16 protein-coding genes are annotated in these 15,493 nt (G+C 39.9%); 7 read left to right on the forward strand and 9 right to left on the reverse strand.

The window, feature by feature from the left end; translation table 11 throughout:
• On the forward strand, positions 1-352 hold a 352-nt coding region (locus tag VB797_RS29250; protein WP_323241285.1), incomplete at its 5' end, for a dienelactone hydrolase family protein.
• Positions 353-463: 111 nt separating this feature from the next.
• Complete coding sequence (locus VB797_RS29255) at positions 464-616, forward strand: hypothetical protein (protein ID WP_323241321.1); 153 nt, start codon at positions 464-466, stop codon at positions 614-616.
• Between the two features lie 92 nt (positions 617-708).
• On the opposite strand, the gene VB797_RS29260 is transcribed toward VB797_RS29255, so the two are convergent.
• The 5 genes from VB797_RS29260 to VB797_RS29280 all read right to left on the reverse strand — a co-directional run bounded on the left by VB797_RS29260 (position 709) and on the right by VB797_RS29280 (position 4,432).
• A complete protein-coding gene (locus VB797_RS29260) occupies positions 709-1,560 on the reverse strand; it encodes an SDR family NAD(P)-dependent oxidoreductase (protein ID WP_323241286.1) in 852 nt (283 codons plus the stop codon).
• The gene (locus VB797_RS29265; RefSeq protein ID WP_323241287.1) at positions 1,557-2,591 is read right to left on the reverse strand and encodes a gluconolaconase; all 1,035 of its coding nucleotides are present in this window, start codon (positions 2,589-2,591) and stop codon (positions 1,557-1,559) included. The genes VB797_RS29260 and VB797_RS29265 overlap by 4 nt, the downstream gene beginning before the upstream one ends.
• Before the next feature lie 84 nt (positions 2,592-2,675).
• Positions 2,676-3,332 (reverse strand): transposase, encoded by a 657-nt coding sequence (locus VB797_RS29270; RefSeq protein ID WP_323241288.1) that lies wholly within the window; start codon positions 3,330-3,332, stop codon positions 2,676-2,678.
• Positions 3,333-3,376: 44 nt separating this feature from the next.
• Positions 3,377-3,880 carry a helix-turn-helix domain-containing protein gene (locus VB797_RS29275; protein ID WP_323241290.1) on the reverse strand — a complete coding sequence of 168 codons (504 nt, stop codon included), beginning with the start codon at positions 3,878-3,880 and terminating at the stop codon, positions 3,377-3,379.
• 114 nt (positions 3,881-3,994) lie between these two features.
• The gene (locus tag VB797_RS29280; RefSeq protein WP_323241291.1) at positions 3,995-4,432 is read right to left on the reverse strand and encodes a MerR family transcriptional regulator; all 438 of its coding nucleotides are present in this window, start codon (positions 4,430-4,432) and stop codon (positions 3,995-3,997) included.
• 331 nt (positions 4,433-4,763) lie between these two features.
• Here VB797_RS29280 and alaE point away from each other — a divergent pair, with 331 nt between their 5' ends.
• Entirely contained in the window at positions 4,764-4,976 is a 213-nt protein-coding gene (gene alaE / locus VB797_RS35080; protein ID WP_416350949.1) for an L-alanine exporter AlaE, read from the forward strand.
• 64 nt (positions 4,977-5,040) lie between these two features.
• Here the strand turns inward: alaE and VB797_RS29285 are convergent, their stop codons facing one another.
• The 4 genes from VB797_RS29285 to VB797_RS29300 form a co-directional block, all read right to left on the reverse strand.
• Entirely contained in the window at positions 5,041-5,793 is a 753-nt protein-coding gene (locus VB797_RS29285; protein WP_323241292.1) for a peptidylprolyl isomerase, read from the reverse strand.
• A 41-nt stretch (positions 5,794-5,834) separates the two neighbouring features.
• On the reverse strand, positions 5,835-7,235 hold the full coding sequence (locus tag VB797_RS29290; protein WP_323241294.1) for an HlyD family type I secretion periplasmic adaptor subunit: 1,401 nt from the start codon (positions 7,233-7,235) through the stop codon (positions 5,835-5,837).
• Between the two features lie 46 nt (positions 7,236-7,281).
• A complete protein-coding gene (locus VB797_RS29295) occupies positions 7,282-10,377 on the reverse strand; it encodes a peptidase domain-containing ABC transporter (RefSeq protein ID WP_323241295.1) in 3,096 nt (1,031 codons plus the stop codon).
• A 161-nt stretch (positions 10,378-10,538) separates the two neighbouring features.
• On the reverse strand, positions 10,539-11,081 hold the full coding sequence (locus VB797_RS29300; RefSeq protein WP_323241296.1) for a helix-turn-helix domain-containing protein: 543 nt from the start codon (positions 11,079-11,081) through the stop codon (positions 10,539-10,541).
• Positions 11,082-11,537: 456 nt separating this feature from the next.
• On the opposite strand from VB797_RS29300, the gene VB797_RS29305 reads away from it, so the two are divergent.
• The 4 genes from VB797_RS29305 (at position 11,538) to VB797_RS29320 (ending at position 15,443) form a co-directional block, all read left to right on the forward strand.
• On the forward strand, positions 11,538-11,804 hold the full coding sequence (locus VB797_RS29305; RefSeq protein WP_323241297.1) for a hypothetical protein: 267 nt from the start codon (positions 11,538-11,540) through the stop codon (positions 11,802-11,804).
• Positions 11,805-12,100: 296 nt separating this feature from the next.
• Complete coding sequence (locus tag VB797_RS29310) at positions 12,101-13,282, forward strand: aminoglycoside phosphotransferase family protein (RefSeq protein ID WP_323241298.1); 1,182 nt, start codon at positions 12,101-12,103, stop codon at positions 13,280-13,282.
• 23 nt (positions 13,283-13,305) lie between these two features.
• Entirely contained in the window at positions 13,306-14,430 is a 1,125-nt protein-coding gene (locus tag VB797_RS29315; RefSeq protein WP_323241299.1) for a T3SS effector HopA1 family protein, read from the forward strand.
• On the forward strand, positions 14,427-15,443 hold the full coding sequence (locus VB797_RS29320; protein WP_323241300.1) for an aldo/keto reductase: 1,017 nt from the start codon (positions 14,427-14,429) through the stop codon (positions 15,441-15,443). Before VB797_RS29315 ends, VB797_RS29320 begins: the two co-directional genes overlap by 4 nt.
• Positions 15,444-15,493: the final 50 nt, after the last annotated feature.

Here is a 15,493-nt window from a genome sequence, read left to right on the forward strand (position 1 = left end):
TTTACCCGATATTAAAGCCACTGCGTCATTTTATGGTGGTGGAATCACCTCTTCTAGCTATGGAGAAGAGATACCAACACTGAATCGGACGAAGGAAATAAAAGGTACTATTTATACTTTTTTTGCTACGAAAGATATATTTGTTTCCCAAGAAGAGAATCAAAAAGTCGAAGCAGAATTACAGAAACATCAAATTAAGCATCGGGTATTTCGATATGATGCAATACACGGCTTTTTTGGCGGATTTTTTGTTGATAAATACCCATTTTTCGCTAAAAGTCCAAATTTAAATCAAGAAGCTGCTACTGATGCTTGGCTACAGGTTCTCGAACTTTTTCAAAATCATCTTTAAAATCGATTATGGAAGTTTCTAAGGGTTCTCACAAACTAAGTTTTCAAACTAGAAAACCCCAATATTCCCGTCGCGACGATAGGAGATGCTGCGATCAAAGATGGTGGTGTAATTGTCGTCAACGTTGAAGCTTCGATTGCTGCTGAGAATGTGGGAATTTTATTAGGAGATATATTGATCGGTTTTGATGGTAGAGAATTAGCTGATATTAATGATATCGTGTCATTGCTTAACGATAAGATTATTTATAGGAAAAAAGGCTAAGTCGCGATCGCAGTCAATCTTTTAGAAAAAAGAGGATTGACAATTTGTGATGCAATTAAAGCCATGAGAATATGATTAATTATTTCCAATCATCAGCCAGCCATCATCCCTCCATCGGCTAATATTGATGTCCCTGTAATATACCTTGATTCATCAGATGCTAAAAAGAGAGCAACTTCGGCAATTTCTTCAGGTGTAGCAATTCTTTTCAAACTATCTATAATCGACTTAGCCCGTTCTATTGCTTCTGGTGTTCCACCTGTGGCATTTCTAAACATAGGTGTATCTGTAATTCCCGGTGCAAGTAGGTTAACTCGAATTCCTTTTTCACCATAATCCATCGCTGCGGCTCTAGCAATTCCCATTAAAGCATTTTTACTTGCTGCATAAGCGCTACCTCCTGGACGAGTGGAAACTTGGTGCATTGAAGAAGTTATGACAATGCTACCTCCACCAGTTTTTAACATATGGGGAATTTGGTATTTCATTGCTAAGAAAACTCCACGAGTATTCGTATTAAACATATTATCCCATTCTTCAATTTCGATTTCGTGAAGATTACGAAACATAACTGTACCTGCATTGTTGAATGCAATATCTAAACGTTTGTATTTATTAACAATGCTATCAATAAATATTTTCAATTCATCTGCTTTTATCACATCTGCTTTTATATAAGTTGCTTCACCTCCTTGATTTTTAATATCTTCTTGAACTTGTTGACCGAGATTTTCTCGACGACCGCAAAAACCCACTTTTGCTCCTTCTTTAGCAAATGCAAATGCTGCGGCTTTACCAATACCTGATGTTGCTCCGGTGATGATGACAACTTTATCTTCAAATCTTTTTCGATTGGTTTGTGAATCATCTGATTTTTTCTGACTAGCAACACTAGTAATAACGGATGCAGAAACTGTTTTACTCACAAAATCTCTTCTATTCATAATTTTTTATCCGAAGGTAAATTAAAGTGATAAATAAAAAAATGCTTGGGAATTTCCGTTTCTTTTCCCTTAAGAATACGATGACGGATACGCGATTCTGTCACCCAAGCTTGATTTTTTGAAAGAGTTAAATTAACAGGTGATATAATTTGCGATGCTATTTCTTTAACTTCTTTAATATTACTTATAGGTGAATTCATGTCAATCTGTAAAAGACGACCATTACCACTTTGAATTGCACCTTCGGTAATTATTAATTGACGATTGAGGGTAAATTGTATTCCATCTGGATTTTCAATTGTGCGTGATAAAGCGATTTCTTCTACCTTCGGTTTAGCAGATTGTTGAGGTGTAACTCGAAATAGTTTTCCTTGGGAAAAATGTCCAACAATAATTACACCATTTTCATGACGAGCAATGCCTGCTAAACCAACCTGTCCAGCTTCTGCTGCAAATTTCTCATCTTTCACCCATACTTGTAATTGATTTTTAACATTGGCAAGATAGTAGATTCTACTACGCCAACTATCTGTAATATACACCCCTCCCTTTTCGTCAAGGGCAATGTCGTTAGCAAATCCTCCATCTGGCATTACAATTACACGTATAACTTGACCAGAATTGATATCAATGGCAAATATTCGATGACTGCGACGAGTCACTTTACCATCACTTCCACGCACTCCCAAGAAATCTGAGGATGTTCCCCAGAGAATACCTCGCTCTTGATCAATTCGCAGAGTATTGGCTGCAAACACTTGATTATTTCCAGGGAAAAATGTCTCTACTGATCTCCCCGGTTCGATTCGCAATATTTGTCCACTCGTAATCGAGCCAACATATAGAGTTCCATCCCTAGCTTGAGTAATTCCATTTGGGTACTGAAAATTAGCAGGTAATTCTATTGTTGCGACTTCCCTGACTTCCCTATTTTCTTGTGTATGGGAATTAGTCTGTTGACTTAGTGAAGTGGATGAATTAATATTTGCTAAATTTATATTTGTATTACAAACCTGAACTATTCCTAACATAAATACTATCGTAGTAGAAGCGAAAAGTAATATTTTAAACATTATTAAATGTACTAGTACAGTACGGCGTAAATAAACCAAGTATTAAGCAGCTAAGACTTTGCCCTTATATGTCCATTTAAAAGGTTTAGCCATTGTTGCGTTAAAGTAGTCAATAAATTCAAGAATTCGGGTTTTGAGGTCATACTGGCTTTTAAAGCTAGCTCGCTTCAATAACTTACGAACCAAAATGCTGAACCAAATTTCAATTTGGTTTAGCCAGGAAGAATGTTTGGGTGTATAGTGGAAAACAATTTGATGCGTTGGGTCACTCAAAAAATCTGCACGGGATTTCATGGACTTGAGGATACCACTTTTCCCTTTAATACCTAAGTCAATATCCAAACCTTCTTTTTGTGCAACAAAACGAACCAGTGACTTGGACTGGTGAGTATTGAGGCAATCCATAATTAGATGCCACTTTTTAGCATGGCGATCGCCTTCAATAACTTGACGGATATTAATGAGAAAATCTGATTCAGTTCTAGAATCACCACAATTGGGTTCAATAACCTTACCGGTAGCAACATCGAAATTAGCAATTAAGGTCTGTGTACCATGACGGACATATTCAAACTCCTTTCTTTCAACTTTACCTGGTCGCATTGGTAAATCTTTCTCTAAACGCTCAACAGCTTGAATACCAGTCCGGAACATCAATCGATATTGTACGTTCCCCCATCGAATGACGTTCAATTGCATTTAAATATAAACCAGTAATGTCTTCAACTTTTGCGTCAAATTCTTCATCTACAGGGGGGGTTAACCAGTAGCGACAAGGCGTGGGGTTTAAGCTCTGCTTCTTCTAACAGTCTTCCAACATGGCGGACAGATATGCTTTTAATAATCTCCTGTTTTATAATCTCATCAGCGAGTTCCTTTGCTGTCCAATGACTGATTAGTCGTCCATAATCTTCAGGTGGTGAGCAAGCAAGAGCGAATAGTTCGATGACTTGTTCCATCGTAAATTTTACTGGTGTACCAGTACGCTCCAGATCTTTTAACCTTTGAAAAATGGACAATTCTTTATCGTTAGTTTCTAACCATCGTTTTCGCCATAAACGAGCCATGTCTAGGCTAATATCCAGTGTCCTAGCGATTTCACCATTGTTTTGTCCCTTGTCAGCTAGAATAATTATTTTTGCTCGCAATACTATTTGTTGCGGCGTATTGTGTTGGTTAACCAACTGTTGAAGTTTTAGGCGATCGCAATCGTTTAATTTTAATTCTTTTGGAGTTAGTCGTGCCACACCCTGATTCCTTGCAAGTTTCCTAAACTACTTTTTCTCTACTTACATTAGTATCCCATAATAATGCTTGGTTTATTTACGCCGTGTTGTACTAGTTATGTCAGTTCTGAAAAATTACTTCAACTTGTCATCAGATATTTTCTCTAAATAAGCTTTCCAAAAAATGCAATTTTTATCGCTCTCACCCGTGAATTCTAAGTGTTTATAATGTTTAATTTTTAACTCTATTATCCGGAGATTCTCAGTTAAATCTTGGATACTTTTTTGAACGTGATCGCGATGTGCTTCTAATAGCAAACGTCGCTCTTGGACATTAGCTGGTTGGTGACGAACTAATTCAGCAAAAAGATGAATTTGCTGAATTGACATCCCGGAGCTTCTCAAGCGGATCAAAAATTCCAGCCAAACCACATCTTCGGACGAATAACAACGATGACCGTTACTCGCTCGTTGAATTGGAGCCAAAAGTCCAGCTTTTTCGTAATAGCGTACAGCGTGAACGCTTAAACCAGTGGCTTTGGCTACTTGTTGGATGGTTAACTTATTTGCCATACACCTACCTTACAACTTCGAGTGCGCTCTAAGTCAACCCCAAATATACTTTAAAAAGTAAAAAAAACTTATAGTCAATAGGATTTAGGCACTATATAAAAGAACCATCTTATGCATTAACGTAAATAGTTTGTTTCAGGTTTTTGGATGTCGCTTAAAAAAGGTAATGGAGCAGGTGCAATATCTCATTCGACAAAAACATTATTCATATCAAACAGAGAAGACAAAATCACTAACAACCGCGCTGCACTGAAACTACCAAGACAATCGGCTATGTTGCGAAAGTTACCTAACTTCGGTGAGCGCGATCATTGTATAAGCTCTTTTGTGTATGAGACGTTACTTAGCAGATACCCGTGCAATGATCATATTTTCTATAGTCTGCGGGGCTTTTATAGAAATCGTCATCGCTGGGCTGTCGTTCGACCAATCAATGAGAATCCGTCTTTCTGCTATACCCGTTATACTCTTTGCTGGCGACCCTACGGAAGTTACCGAGATTGGTTATTTAAGCTCGCAGATGGAGAGATTCCCCGATAATTAAAAGCGATTGCTATAGATACCGGAAGCTAATTTCTGATCGCGATACGCCTTGCGTCAAGCTTCGTTTATCGCGTACCGCATGAGCTAAGAAGAATTTCTACTTCCAATTGTTCAATATGTTCCTTTAACCATTCAGAAAACAAATTATTAAGAATTTTTGAACGTAATATCTCATTCAACTCCGGCTGAATAATTTCTTCTACAAAAATTAAATTTACTCCCTCAGATGTGATAATTGGTTTGAGAACTTGGGGTGGGGTAGCTGCAAATACAGCGGCTGATATTTCTGGCTTTAAATCTGTGCGATTAAGTATTCCTTTATATCCACCAGTACGACGTAGCAATGTATCTTGAATATATTGTTGGGCAAGTTGCGGAAAAGTCATTTCACCTTCAGCAAGTGCATAAAACAGTTCCATTGCTAAATCTTCGTCATCCAACACTACTTCATACATAACTACTTGGGTATAATCCAATTGATTTTCTACAAAAACAGCTTCAACTTTTTGGTCAAATAAATATTCTGTTAACTTTGAAGAAATGACAGTAATATAAACCAATTCTTCAAAATCATCTAAAGAAAGACTATGCTTTTGTAACCATGCCCAAGTTGCATCAGCGCTTTTGAGTTGGCTCATTAACCGCAAACTGTCTGCTGTTTGCTGAAGTTCTTCTGGCTCTGCTGTAATACCTGCTTCTTGTGCTGTATTAATGATAATTTTACGAGTGAGAATGTTCTCGACTACAGTAGGAATTTGGCAGGAAAGTTTGATTTGATGAATAATTTCTTCTGGGTTAATCGTGTAAACTGATGTCATATAAAAACTCCTTCATTGATAAATTTTAGGTTGTACAAGTACTAGAGTTCCAAACCGCCTTTTTGCAATTTCTTAAATGGATCTAATACAAAGTCAATAACCCGGCGTTGCCGAACAACTACCTCAGCAGTTGCTGTTTGACCTGGTGTTAAAGTAATAGGTTTATTTCCACTTTGGATATAAGTCTGTTCCAGGGCAATTTCTAATTCAAAAATTTCTACTTTACCTTGAGCAGTTTCTACAACTTTAGAGTCTGGTGAAATCCAACGCAGTTTGCCTTCCACTAATCCATAATCTTGGAAAGGATAAGCATCAAATTTAAGTTTGACTGGCATTCCTAAACGTAAAAAACCACTTTCTTGACTGGGCATTTCTGCTCTAAATATGAGGGGCGCTCCTTGAGGTGCAATTTGAGTAATCATTTGCCCTGGTTGTACAACTGTTCCGGCGTTATCAATAGATAATTGAAAAATTGTCCCATCAATTGGAGCGCGAAGAGTTTGCTGTTTTAATTGAAATTGTAAAGACTCAATTTGTTTTTTGGTTTGGCTAATTTCTGATTGTACATCTACAATTTGAGACTGAAGCTCTTTGACTTGTTTTTGACTTTCTAATAATGCTAGTTCACCTGTACGTTTGATGCGTTGATTTGCACTTTCTTGTTTTGCTAATTCTGTAGTAGCCTCTTGGATATTTGACTGAGCTTGTTCTAAAAGTCCTTGGCGTTCAAACATGGCACCTTCTATCTCTTCTAATTTGCTCTTAGAAATAGCGCCGTTTTGTAAAAGATATCGATAACGTTGTACCTCATTTTTAGCTAGTTTGAGACGACCTTTTTCTAAGTCATATACTTGTTTATTAGAACTAAGTCGTTGCCGAATTTGGTCAATTTGAGCAAGCTGCTCGGCATAAGAGGCTTGGTTTTGTGATTGTTGGGTATTTAAAGATATTTTCAACTGGTTCTTTAATAATTGCAGTTGATTGATTCGATTGTATTGACCTTCAAGTTTTGCTTGAGCCTGTTGCAGTTCAGTGCGAGTTAATTCGGATTCTAACTCCAACAGAATTTGTCCCGAACGTACAGTTTGACCTTCTTTTACCTTGATGGCTGCAACTTTTCCGGTAACAGGAGCATCTAATCTGTGGGTTTTACCTTGAGGCTCAAGCCGCCCTCTAGCGCTACCTGTCTCATCAACCTTGGATAGCATAGACCAAGGCAAAATTATCCCGGCACATACTACCAGAAAATATAGCAATCCGCGTGTCCATACTTGTGGAAATGTATCAATTAATTCTTTGGTTAAGGAAGACCATTCTTGACTTAAAGGTGTAGAAGACTGTTGTGATGATGGTTTTTGAGTGGAGTTATTTAAGTCCAGTTGACTAGTAGGGTATTGACCGTTCTGACTGAACTTTTCTGGTGTCACAAATTGATTTGGCATAGTTTTAGTAATTAGTTAATAGTTGTTAATTATCTGTGTTGCATTACTAACCAACACCTACAGTAATTTGCTGTTGATTGAGGTAGAAGTAATTACCGCGCTTAGCCATTAATTCATCGTGGGTTCCACTTTCAACTATTACACCCCTATCTAGTACCAAAATTTTGTCAGCATTGCGTACTGTTGACAAGCGATGTGCAATTACTAACGTTGTCCTATGTTGAAGTATTTTGTTAAAGTTAGCCTGAATGATGCGTTCGGATTCAGCGTCAAGGCTGCTGGTGGCTTCATCTAAAATTAGCAACCGGGGATTTCCTAAAAGAGCGCGGGCGATCGCCAAGCGTTGTCTTTGTCCACCGGACAGCATTCCTCCTCCTTCACCAATTTGGGTTTCGTAACCCATCGGCAATTCTTTAATAAATTCATGCGCTCCTGCTTGTTGAGCAGCTTCTATCACTTCTGCTAAAGTTGCTTCAGGATGACCTAAACTAATGTTCTCGCGAATCGTACCGCCAAAAAGAAAGGTATCTTGGTCAACGACACCAATTTGAGAACGCAGCGATTGCAGTGAAAGGCTGGTAATATCGTAGCCATCAATCAAAATTTTCCCTTCTGTGGGAGGATATAATCCCAATACCAACTTGGAAATAGTCGTCTTTCCCGAACCACTACGCCCTACAAGTGCTATCATTTGCCCTGGTTGCACTTCAAAACTGATATTTTCCAAAGTATTAACATCACTTTCTGGTTTATAGCGAAAAGTAACTTTATCAAAGCGAATATGACCGCGAATTACTGGTAAGGATTGACGAGCCACTGTTTGCAAGTCTTCTTCTGGTTCCGCATCAACTACATCATTGATCCGCTCAACCGCAATCAGCACTTCTTGCAACTCATTCCACAGTTGAATCAACCGCTCAAAGGGATTAATCACATTACCCAGCAACATATTAAAAGCAACAAGTTGCCCTATAGTTAATTCGTTTTGTATCACTTGCCATGCCCCAAACCACAGTAATGTTGTAGTTACTACCGCTTCAATGCCAGAGCTAAATATTTGCAATGTATTGCCAATCACCTGCCCGGAAAAGTTCTTCTTTAGAGACTTGCCAAAGAGTTCTTCCCAATTCCAGCGCACTGTCTGCTCAACAGCCATAGATTTGATCGTGCGAATACCACTAAGGGATTGTATTAAATATCCAGTTTCTTCGTTATAAGCAGTAAAAATCTCACGGGAAACACGCTGTAAGAAAGGTGTAGCAATCAGTGCCAGTAAGACGAAGGGCGGCACAATTATCAACGTTAGTAGTGCCATTTTCCAGCTATACCAAAACATTAATCCGAAGTAAACAAATACTGTCAGTAAATCAAGAACAATTGACAGCGCTTCTCCTGTAAGGAATCGTTGAATTTTGCGGTTTTCCTGCATACGGGAAATGATATCGCCAACATAACGGGACTCGAAATAATTCAGGGGTAAGCGGAAGGTATGGCTGATAAAACCGACAATTAGTGCAAGATCGACTCGGTTAGCGGTGTGATCTAGAAGATATTGCCGCAGTCCAGTCATGGCGACTCGAAATAGACTAAAGATGAGTAAACCCAAACCTACAGCTGTTAATGTCAAATTGCTGCGCTGTACGACCACTCGGTCTAACAATAACTGGGTAAACAGCGGCGTGACGAGTCCAAAAATCTGAATCACGACAGAAGCGATGAACACCTCCAATAACACCACCCAGTGAGGTTTGGCTAACTCAAAAAACTGCCAGAAAGGAGTGCTGGTTTCTTTGACATCTTTAAGTAGGGCAGTAGGTTGCAGCAACAAAGTATAGCCAGTCCAACCTGCTTTAAATTCTGCATGAGTCAGTGTACGCTGACCGATAGCAGGGTCCGCAACAATAACATCATGGCGCGTGACTTTGTAGACAACAATGTAGTGTCTCCCTTCCCAATGGATAATAGCAGGTAAGTTTTGTTGTGCAAGTTTGTCAAGACTGGCTTTTACAGGTCGAGTTGCAAACCCAATACTTTCTGCGGCTGCTGCTAATCCTCGCAACGATGCGCCATTGCGGTCAACGTTAGCAATATCTCGCAATCGATTGACGCTGAAGCGTTTACCCCAGTAGCGTCCAACCATTACCAGGCAAGCGGCACCGCAGTCAGATGCGCTTTGCTGTTCAAAGTAAGGATAACGCTTGGTAATACGCTGCCACAAGTGACCGATTTTTATAGTTGGACTTGGAAAGTATGTTTTGCTGATTTTTTTCTTAGATTTTGGGGGTTTTGAATTTTTAGAGTTAAAAGTGACAAGATTTCTACTCATTTCCTCCGAAGTTCTTAGTGAGGGCTTCTGCTGCTGGGATTTGTCTCCATTAATTATTGGTGTATCAGACTCATTGAGTAAAGCCAGTTCTGGCAAGTAGGAGAGTGCTGTTTGCCAATGGGAACATTTCAGGCTATACAGTTGGGTTGGTTTCGTCACCTGCCAAGTGCGTTCTTTAGGTAACTGCGAGCAAACATAAATATTTTCAGGATTCAGCTTTAATTCTGATGAATGCAACAGTTCTCCTTTACGTAGTATCCAAAGTTGCTGGTCTTTGAGTACAGAAGTTGGTAGTTTACCAATTTGTAGATTGTGCTGTGAAAGTAATGGTAGTATTTGTGTCAATCCCTCAAAAGAAGTATTAGCAAGGCTTGGAGTTTGACGACATAACAACAGCAAATCCCAAAGTACTGCTTGACGGTGAAGATGTTCTCCAATGGAAGGATACTTGCGGATGAGCGACCGCAAATAATCTCCCGGAAGATAACAAAGTTTGAGATTCACTGAAGCTCTTGCAAAGTAAGGTTGAAATTGCTCTTCGGGAAACAAAGTTAGCTCACCAAATGATGCTCCTACTCCCAGGGAAGCAATTAAGTTATCAGTCTGAGCGAGTAGTCTAACTTTACCTGCCAAAACTATATAGATGCCTGGGGTAGCGTCTGTTGCCTGCCAGAATAGTTTGCCAGGAGTTGGCTGCAAAATTTCAATTTGTTTGAAGCAGTTGGAAAGTTCTTGTTCGGAAAGAGTTTGACCAAGAATTAAGGTGAGATGTTCGCCTAATTTAGCTATTGTCAACTCGGATAAATTTTGAATCATAACCTGTAAGCCTATAAAAAGTTTAAGAGAATTAGTTAGGACTTAGCAAAAAAAAACAATTTTCTTGTAGGGTGTGTGACGTTATGAGTAAATTTGAACGTAGTGATAAAACTTTTAGCGTCACGCACCACCCGTATATTGTGACAATCGCATAAGTCCTGTTAGTTACTGGTTTTGATGAAATTAAACGACCAAAAGAAATTAGGCTCGGCGTTTGATTGGATGTCGTGAATAGCAATACCCGAATCTTTAGGTGCAGTTTGGCGTTTTTGGCGAGTGGAAAGCCCCATTTCTTTGAGCAAACGGTTAACATGGCAACTGCTAATTTTAATTCCTAATTCTTTCGCTAGATGCTTGCTTAACCATTGCGCTGTCCAGCGTTCAAACGAATAGCCAAACTCGCGGGGACTATTGCTTGCTAGTTCCTGGAGACGCTCAAGGAATTGCTGATTTACGGTTTTTGGTCGTCCCATCAAGCGGTCATTCCAATGATGGGCGTTACCTGTTTGTGCCATCGCAATCCAATGCCGTGCAGTTTCTTGAGCGCATCTTAGTGCTTCACAGATTTGTGTTTGAGATTGACCTGCATCTGCAAGTAACATAATTTCGATACGACGGCGATATTCTGAGCGTAAGTCGGATTCTAGATTCTTTTGCAAGAGCTTGCGTTGAAAAGCCGTCAAATAAAGTCCTTGATTCTCCATCGGGATTCCTCCTGGGAAAAATTGCAGGGTTAGAAGTTTTTGAATCTCCTAAGTCTGCTTACTTATTTGAATCAAAAGTACGAGAATTCCGTTAGTTGTTACAAAAGTTTACAATAATTTTGAGAAGGTTCGGAAGTATTGTTTTTCAGGCAATCATACTGTGATAGGTTAGAAGCGGCGATCGCTTGTATCCGCCAAGTGAGAGATATAGCTTTAGTAACAATGTGGGCGAATTAGGGTGGTTCAGCGTATTAGTGTAGTTTCTTTTTGAAGACTAAAGAAATTTAGATTTTGAACATCAAATATCTGATGATTGAGAACAAAACTACTTTAGTTATGTTTTAAAAACAGCTTTTAAAGACTTGAAATAATAGATTGCATATTAGAGTATTGAAATGTGATTAGCGTTATACAACTAATCACGTTTGTCGAAACTACATCTAAGAGAAACAAGCAATGTCTACTATCAAGATTTCTGACTTACATTCCACTGGTGCTGAACTGTTTTCTGATTCTGAAAGTTACATGAATGAGCTGGGTGATAACGAGCTTAATGATATTAATGGTGGAACACGTCTAGGAACTATTATTAAACTTTCCAAAGCTGCATCAAATGCTGCATCAGCAGGTTATAGAAAGGCTAAATCTGTCGTATATCGCAATTCTCCGCAAATAAATCAGTGGGTTAATGAGGTGACTAGACCTGGCGGTGGTCTTTATTAATAGGGATAATTTCTCTTTAGCCAAGCTTAGTGAAAGTTAGTTCACAAGACTAGTACACTGCGGCGCAAGTTTAGATAGGGTTATGCGGCCAAAAGCTTTCCCTTAATCTCGTCATTTATACCCTAACCGAATTTACACCTTGGAGTACTACCTCGACTACAGAGAGTCTTAGGAGATATGAAGAAGTGCTCAATCCGTTTAGCACTTCTTCTACCAAACATGAGCTTTGCTTGACTTACAAAATTATCAAAAACAGAAATGAATTTTGCTGACTAATAGTTAAGGATATTTTAATCATGACATTTCCGTTAAGCACTAAAAATGTCTTAGAGTATTTAGTTGGGCAAGGGATATGCCCTCAGTTAGAACCAGAACCGAGAGAAATTGAACCAAAAATTGCCAAAAACTTCAACTTGCTCCTAAACTTGCAATCTGGTTGTCAACTCCTCGTCAAACAAGAGCTTCTTATTCGAGAAGAAAAAACGGTTAGCGAGTTCCTCAATGAATGGCGAATTCAAGAGTTCTTACAACGATTTCCAGAGCTTAGTCACATTCGTCCAATGCTCCCGGAGGTACTTCATTTCGATGCGGAAAATTCAATCATTGTTCTCAATTATCTCCATGACTATTGCGATGTATCAGAGTTTTATACCAAAGAAAACGTTTTCCCAACTGCGATCGCAACCTCAATCGGAACTACACTAGCCACAATCCATCGCGCTACTTTCAATCATCAGGAGTACCAGGAATTCTTCTCTCAGGATTCTGAGGATGTACCTGTTGACCAAACTTCTAAATTGGCTCTTGGATTAGAACGGATTAGTCCTGAAGTTTTCGGTCTGGTTCCGGCTGATGGACTCAAATTCTTTGCACTCTATCAGCGCTACGATAGCTTAGGAAAAGCGATTTCAAAACTTACCTCTACCCTCGATTTTTGTTGTCTAACGCACAATGACCTCAAGTTAAACAACATCCTCTTGCACAACGATTGGGAGCAACTACTTTCTAAAATAGAGCAATCGAATAGCAGCATCATTCGACTGATTGACTGGGAGCGTTCAAGTTGGGGAGACCCTGCATTCGATTTAGGAACGATTATTGGCAGCTATTTGCAAATCTGGCTCGGTAGTTTGGTTGTGAGTCAAACACTTGACATTCAAGAAGCTTTGCGGCTAGCTATGACACCGCTCGAACAGCTTCAGCCTTCTATTACTGCTCTTACCAAAGCTTATTTGAGTAACTTTCCAGAAATTTTAGAGCATCGTCCTGACTTCATAAAACGAGTAGTGCAATTTTCTGGACTTGTCTTGATTCAACAAATTCAGGCAATGATTCAGTACCAAAAATCTTTTGGTAATACAGGTATCTGTATGCTTCAAGTCGCCAAGTCTTTGTTGTGCCGCCCAGAACAATCTATCCCAACTGTATTCGGCATGGCAGCATCAGAATTATCATCTCTTGGTCATACTCGCGTCTAAATATTTTTCACCGCACAACTACTATGCAATTACTAGATCCAAAAATAAAGCAACTACCAACTTTTGCACCAGAACGAGTGCTAGAAGCTCTGCAAGATATTGTCAGCAATATTGAGATTCAGTCTCACTTCTGTATTAGCCACCCAACCTACAAACCTTTGGAACTTCCGGCTGAGATAATATCGCGCTTTGAGCGAATCCCTTTGGAGCTTCAGAATAAGTATTTGAGCCTACAACTGCAAAATTTTCTCTACGGCATCTACTACAACGGCTCCCTAAAAACTGCCCTAGCACCAAATGCCAGTTCAGACGATCTCGCACTTCACCAGAACTTAGAGAACAATACTGTCTTAGGGGTAGACCTGGAGTTTTATAATCGCTTACATAAAAGTAATAGCGGAGAAGGTTATTTTGATCCCGATTGGCAGGTGTTGCGTCAGGAGGATGATGGTAGCTTTGCGGTGACAAAAGGTGGTCTTACTTTACACATTGAGCGGGAACAACATCTACGAACTGAAGAGCAATCTGCTGAAGTAGGTAACTTAGTCGCTATCCGTATGCCCCGCAATTTGGTTCAAAATGGATTTTACATGGCAGTTAGTAATGCGGGAGCGGATACTCATCCTCATACAGTCAGAGTCTACTTTAATTTAACTCCTGAAGGTGCTGTTGCTGTTATGAGTAGTTTAACCCACCAACTGAATGAAACTAAAATTCCCTTCACTTTTAAGGTGCTATACAATCCATCAGATTATGGGCGCTATGACTCAGGGGTGTTGTACTTTGAGCGCAGTAACTACGAAGTTGTTCGGCAAGTGCTAGCGAGTGTTTATGCAGAAGCGCGATGCCTAGGACGGGCTTCGCCTAGGCACTTTTGCACAGAAGTACCGTTGTTTACTAAACTTTTGGCTCCAGGTCTTGGTTTAGCAGAAGAACCAGATTGCAAATTTGCCACTGTTGAAAGTTTTGGGATGAATCGCTGCCAAATTGTTGCTAATGCCTTACTGGAAGCTCGACAAATAGGTGACGAATCGACTGAATGTCGGATGGCATTTATCCGTCAACACTTCTCCCTGCTGGGAATCGATTTAAAGCATCCTTATTTAAATGCCAACTCTGAAGACATCTACACCGAGTTAGACTTATGAAACTAACCGATCTCGTGCCGCCGTCAGTAGTCTCAACCAGCAAAGTTGCTCATGTAGCAAATAAATTTACCGAGACTGATTTGCCATTTTATCGCCAACTAGGGCGGACTGATTTAACAGTCAGCTGTCTTGGCTTAGGCGGGGGCGGTAGTATTTCCAGTGAGGATACTCTTTACGCTTTCGATAGAGGGATTAACTACTTTTTCTATTCTAGTGACCTACATCACTACATATATAGTTCCATGTCTGAAGCCCTGCGCCAGTTATGTGGACGTGGTTCCTCAGTGCGAGAGAAAGTAGTCCTAGCCACTGTAACTTACATCAAAAGTCCAGAAATGGCGCTCGCTGCTTTATTGGATCAGTTTGTGGAACTGGGAATTGACTATATTGATATACTTTTTTGGGGCTGGATTGGTGCAAATGATGGAGCGGCTTTGCAGAATTGCTTGCAGCTTACCCCCGATTTGAGAGGCTCCAATAGCGTTTATCAACGCACTATTGAAAGAATGTTTGGCGCTTCAGAGCGGCTCAAAAAGATGGGAGCCGTTCGCTATATCGGGGCTTCTTTCCACGACCTCAATCTGGCGCAACAGTGGTTGCATAGCCCTTTGTTAGATGTGGTCATGGTCAGACATAATGTTGCTCATCGCTCTGCTCAAGAACAAGTGTTCAACCAACTTGATGCCCAAAACCCGCAGCGTCCTGGTATCGTCACGTTTAAGTCTACTGGCTCTCATACAGGCCCTCTTTGGGATACCCCTCTGGCTCTACCAAAAGCTTGCTGGCGGCCGACTGTTCCCGATCTATACCGCTACTCCTTAAGTCAAAACTGTGTTGATCTTTGCTTGACCGGATTGACTCGGCGCGAAGAGGTGGATGCTGCGATCGCTGGAGTTCAACAGGGCAAACTAACGAATGCTGAACTTGACTATCTTAACCTTTACGGCGATTTACATCGTAACAAGCTCAAAATTCAAGAAGTTTCTCCTCAGCAACTGATTTACCGAATTTAGGAGGTAATGCAAGCACAGTTATTACTCACCAAGGAGGAGAAAACCATGAA

Origin of the sequence: Rivularia sp. UHCC 0363 (genome assembly GCF_034931125.1) — a bacterium.
GTDB lineage: Bacteria > Cyanobacteriota > Cyanobacteriia > Cyanobacteriales > Nostocaceae > Rivularia.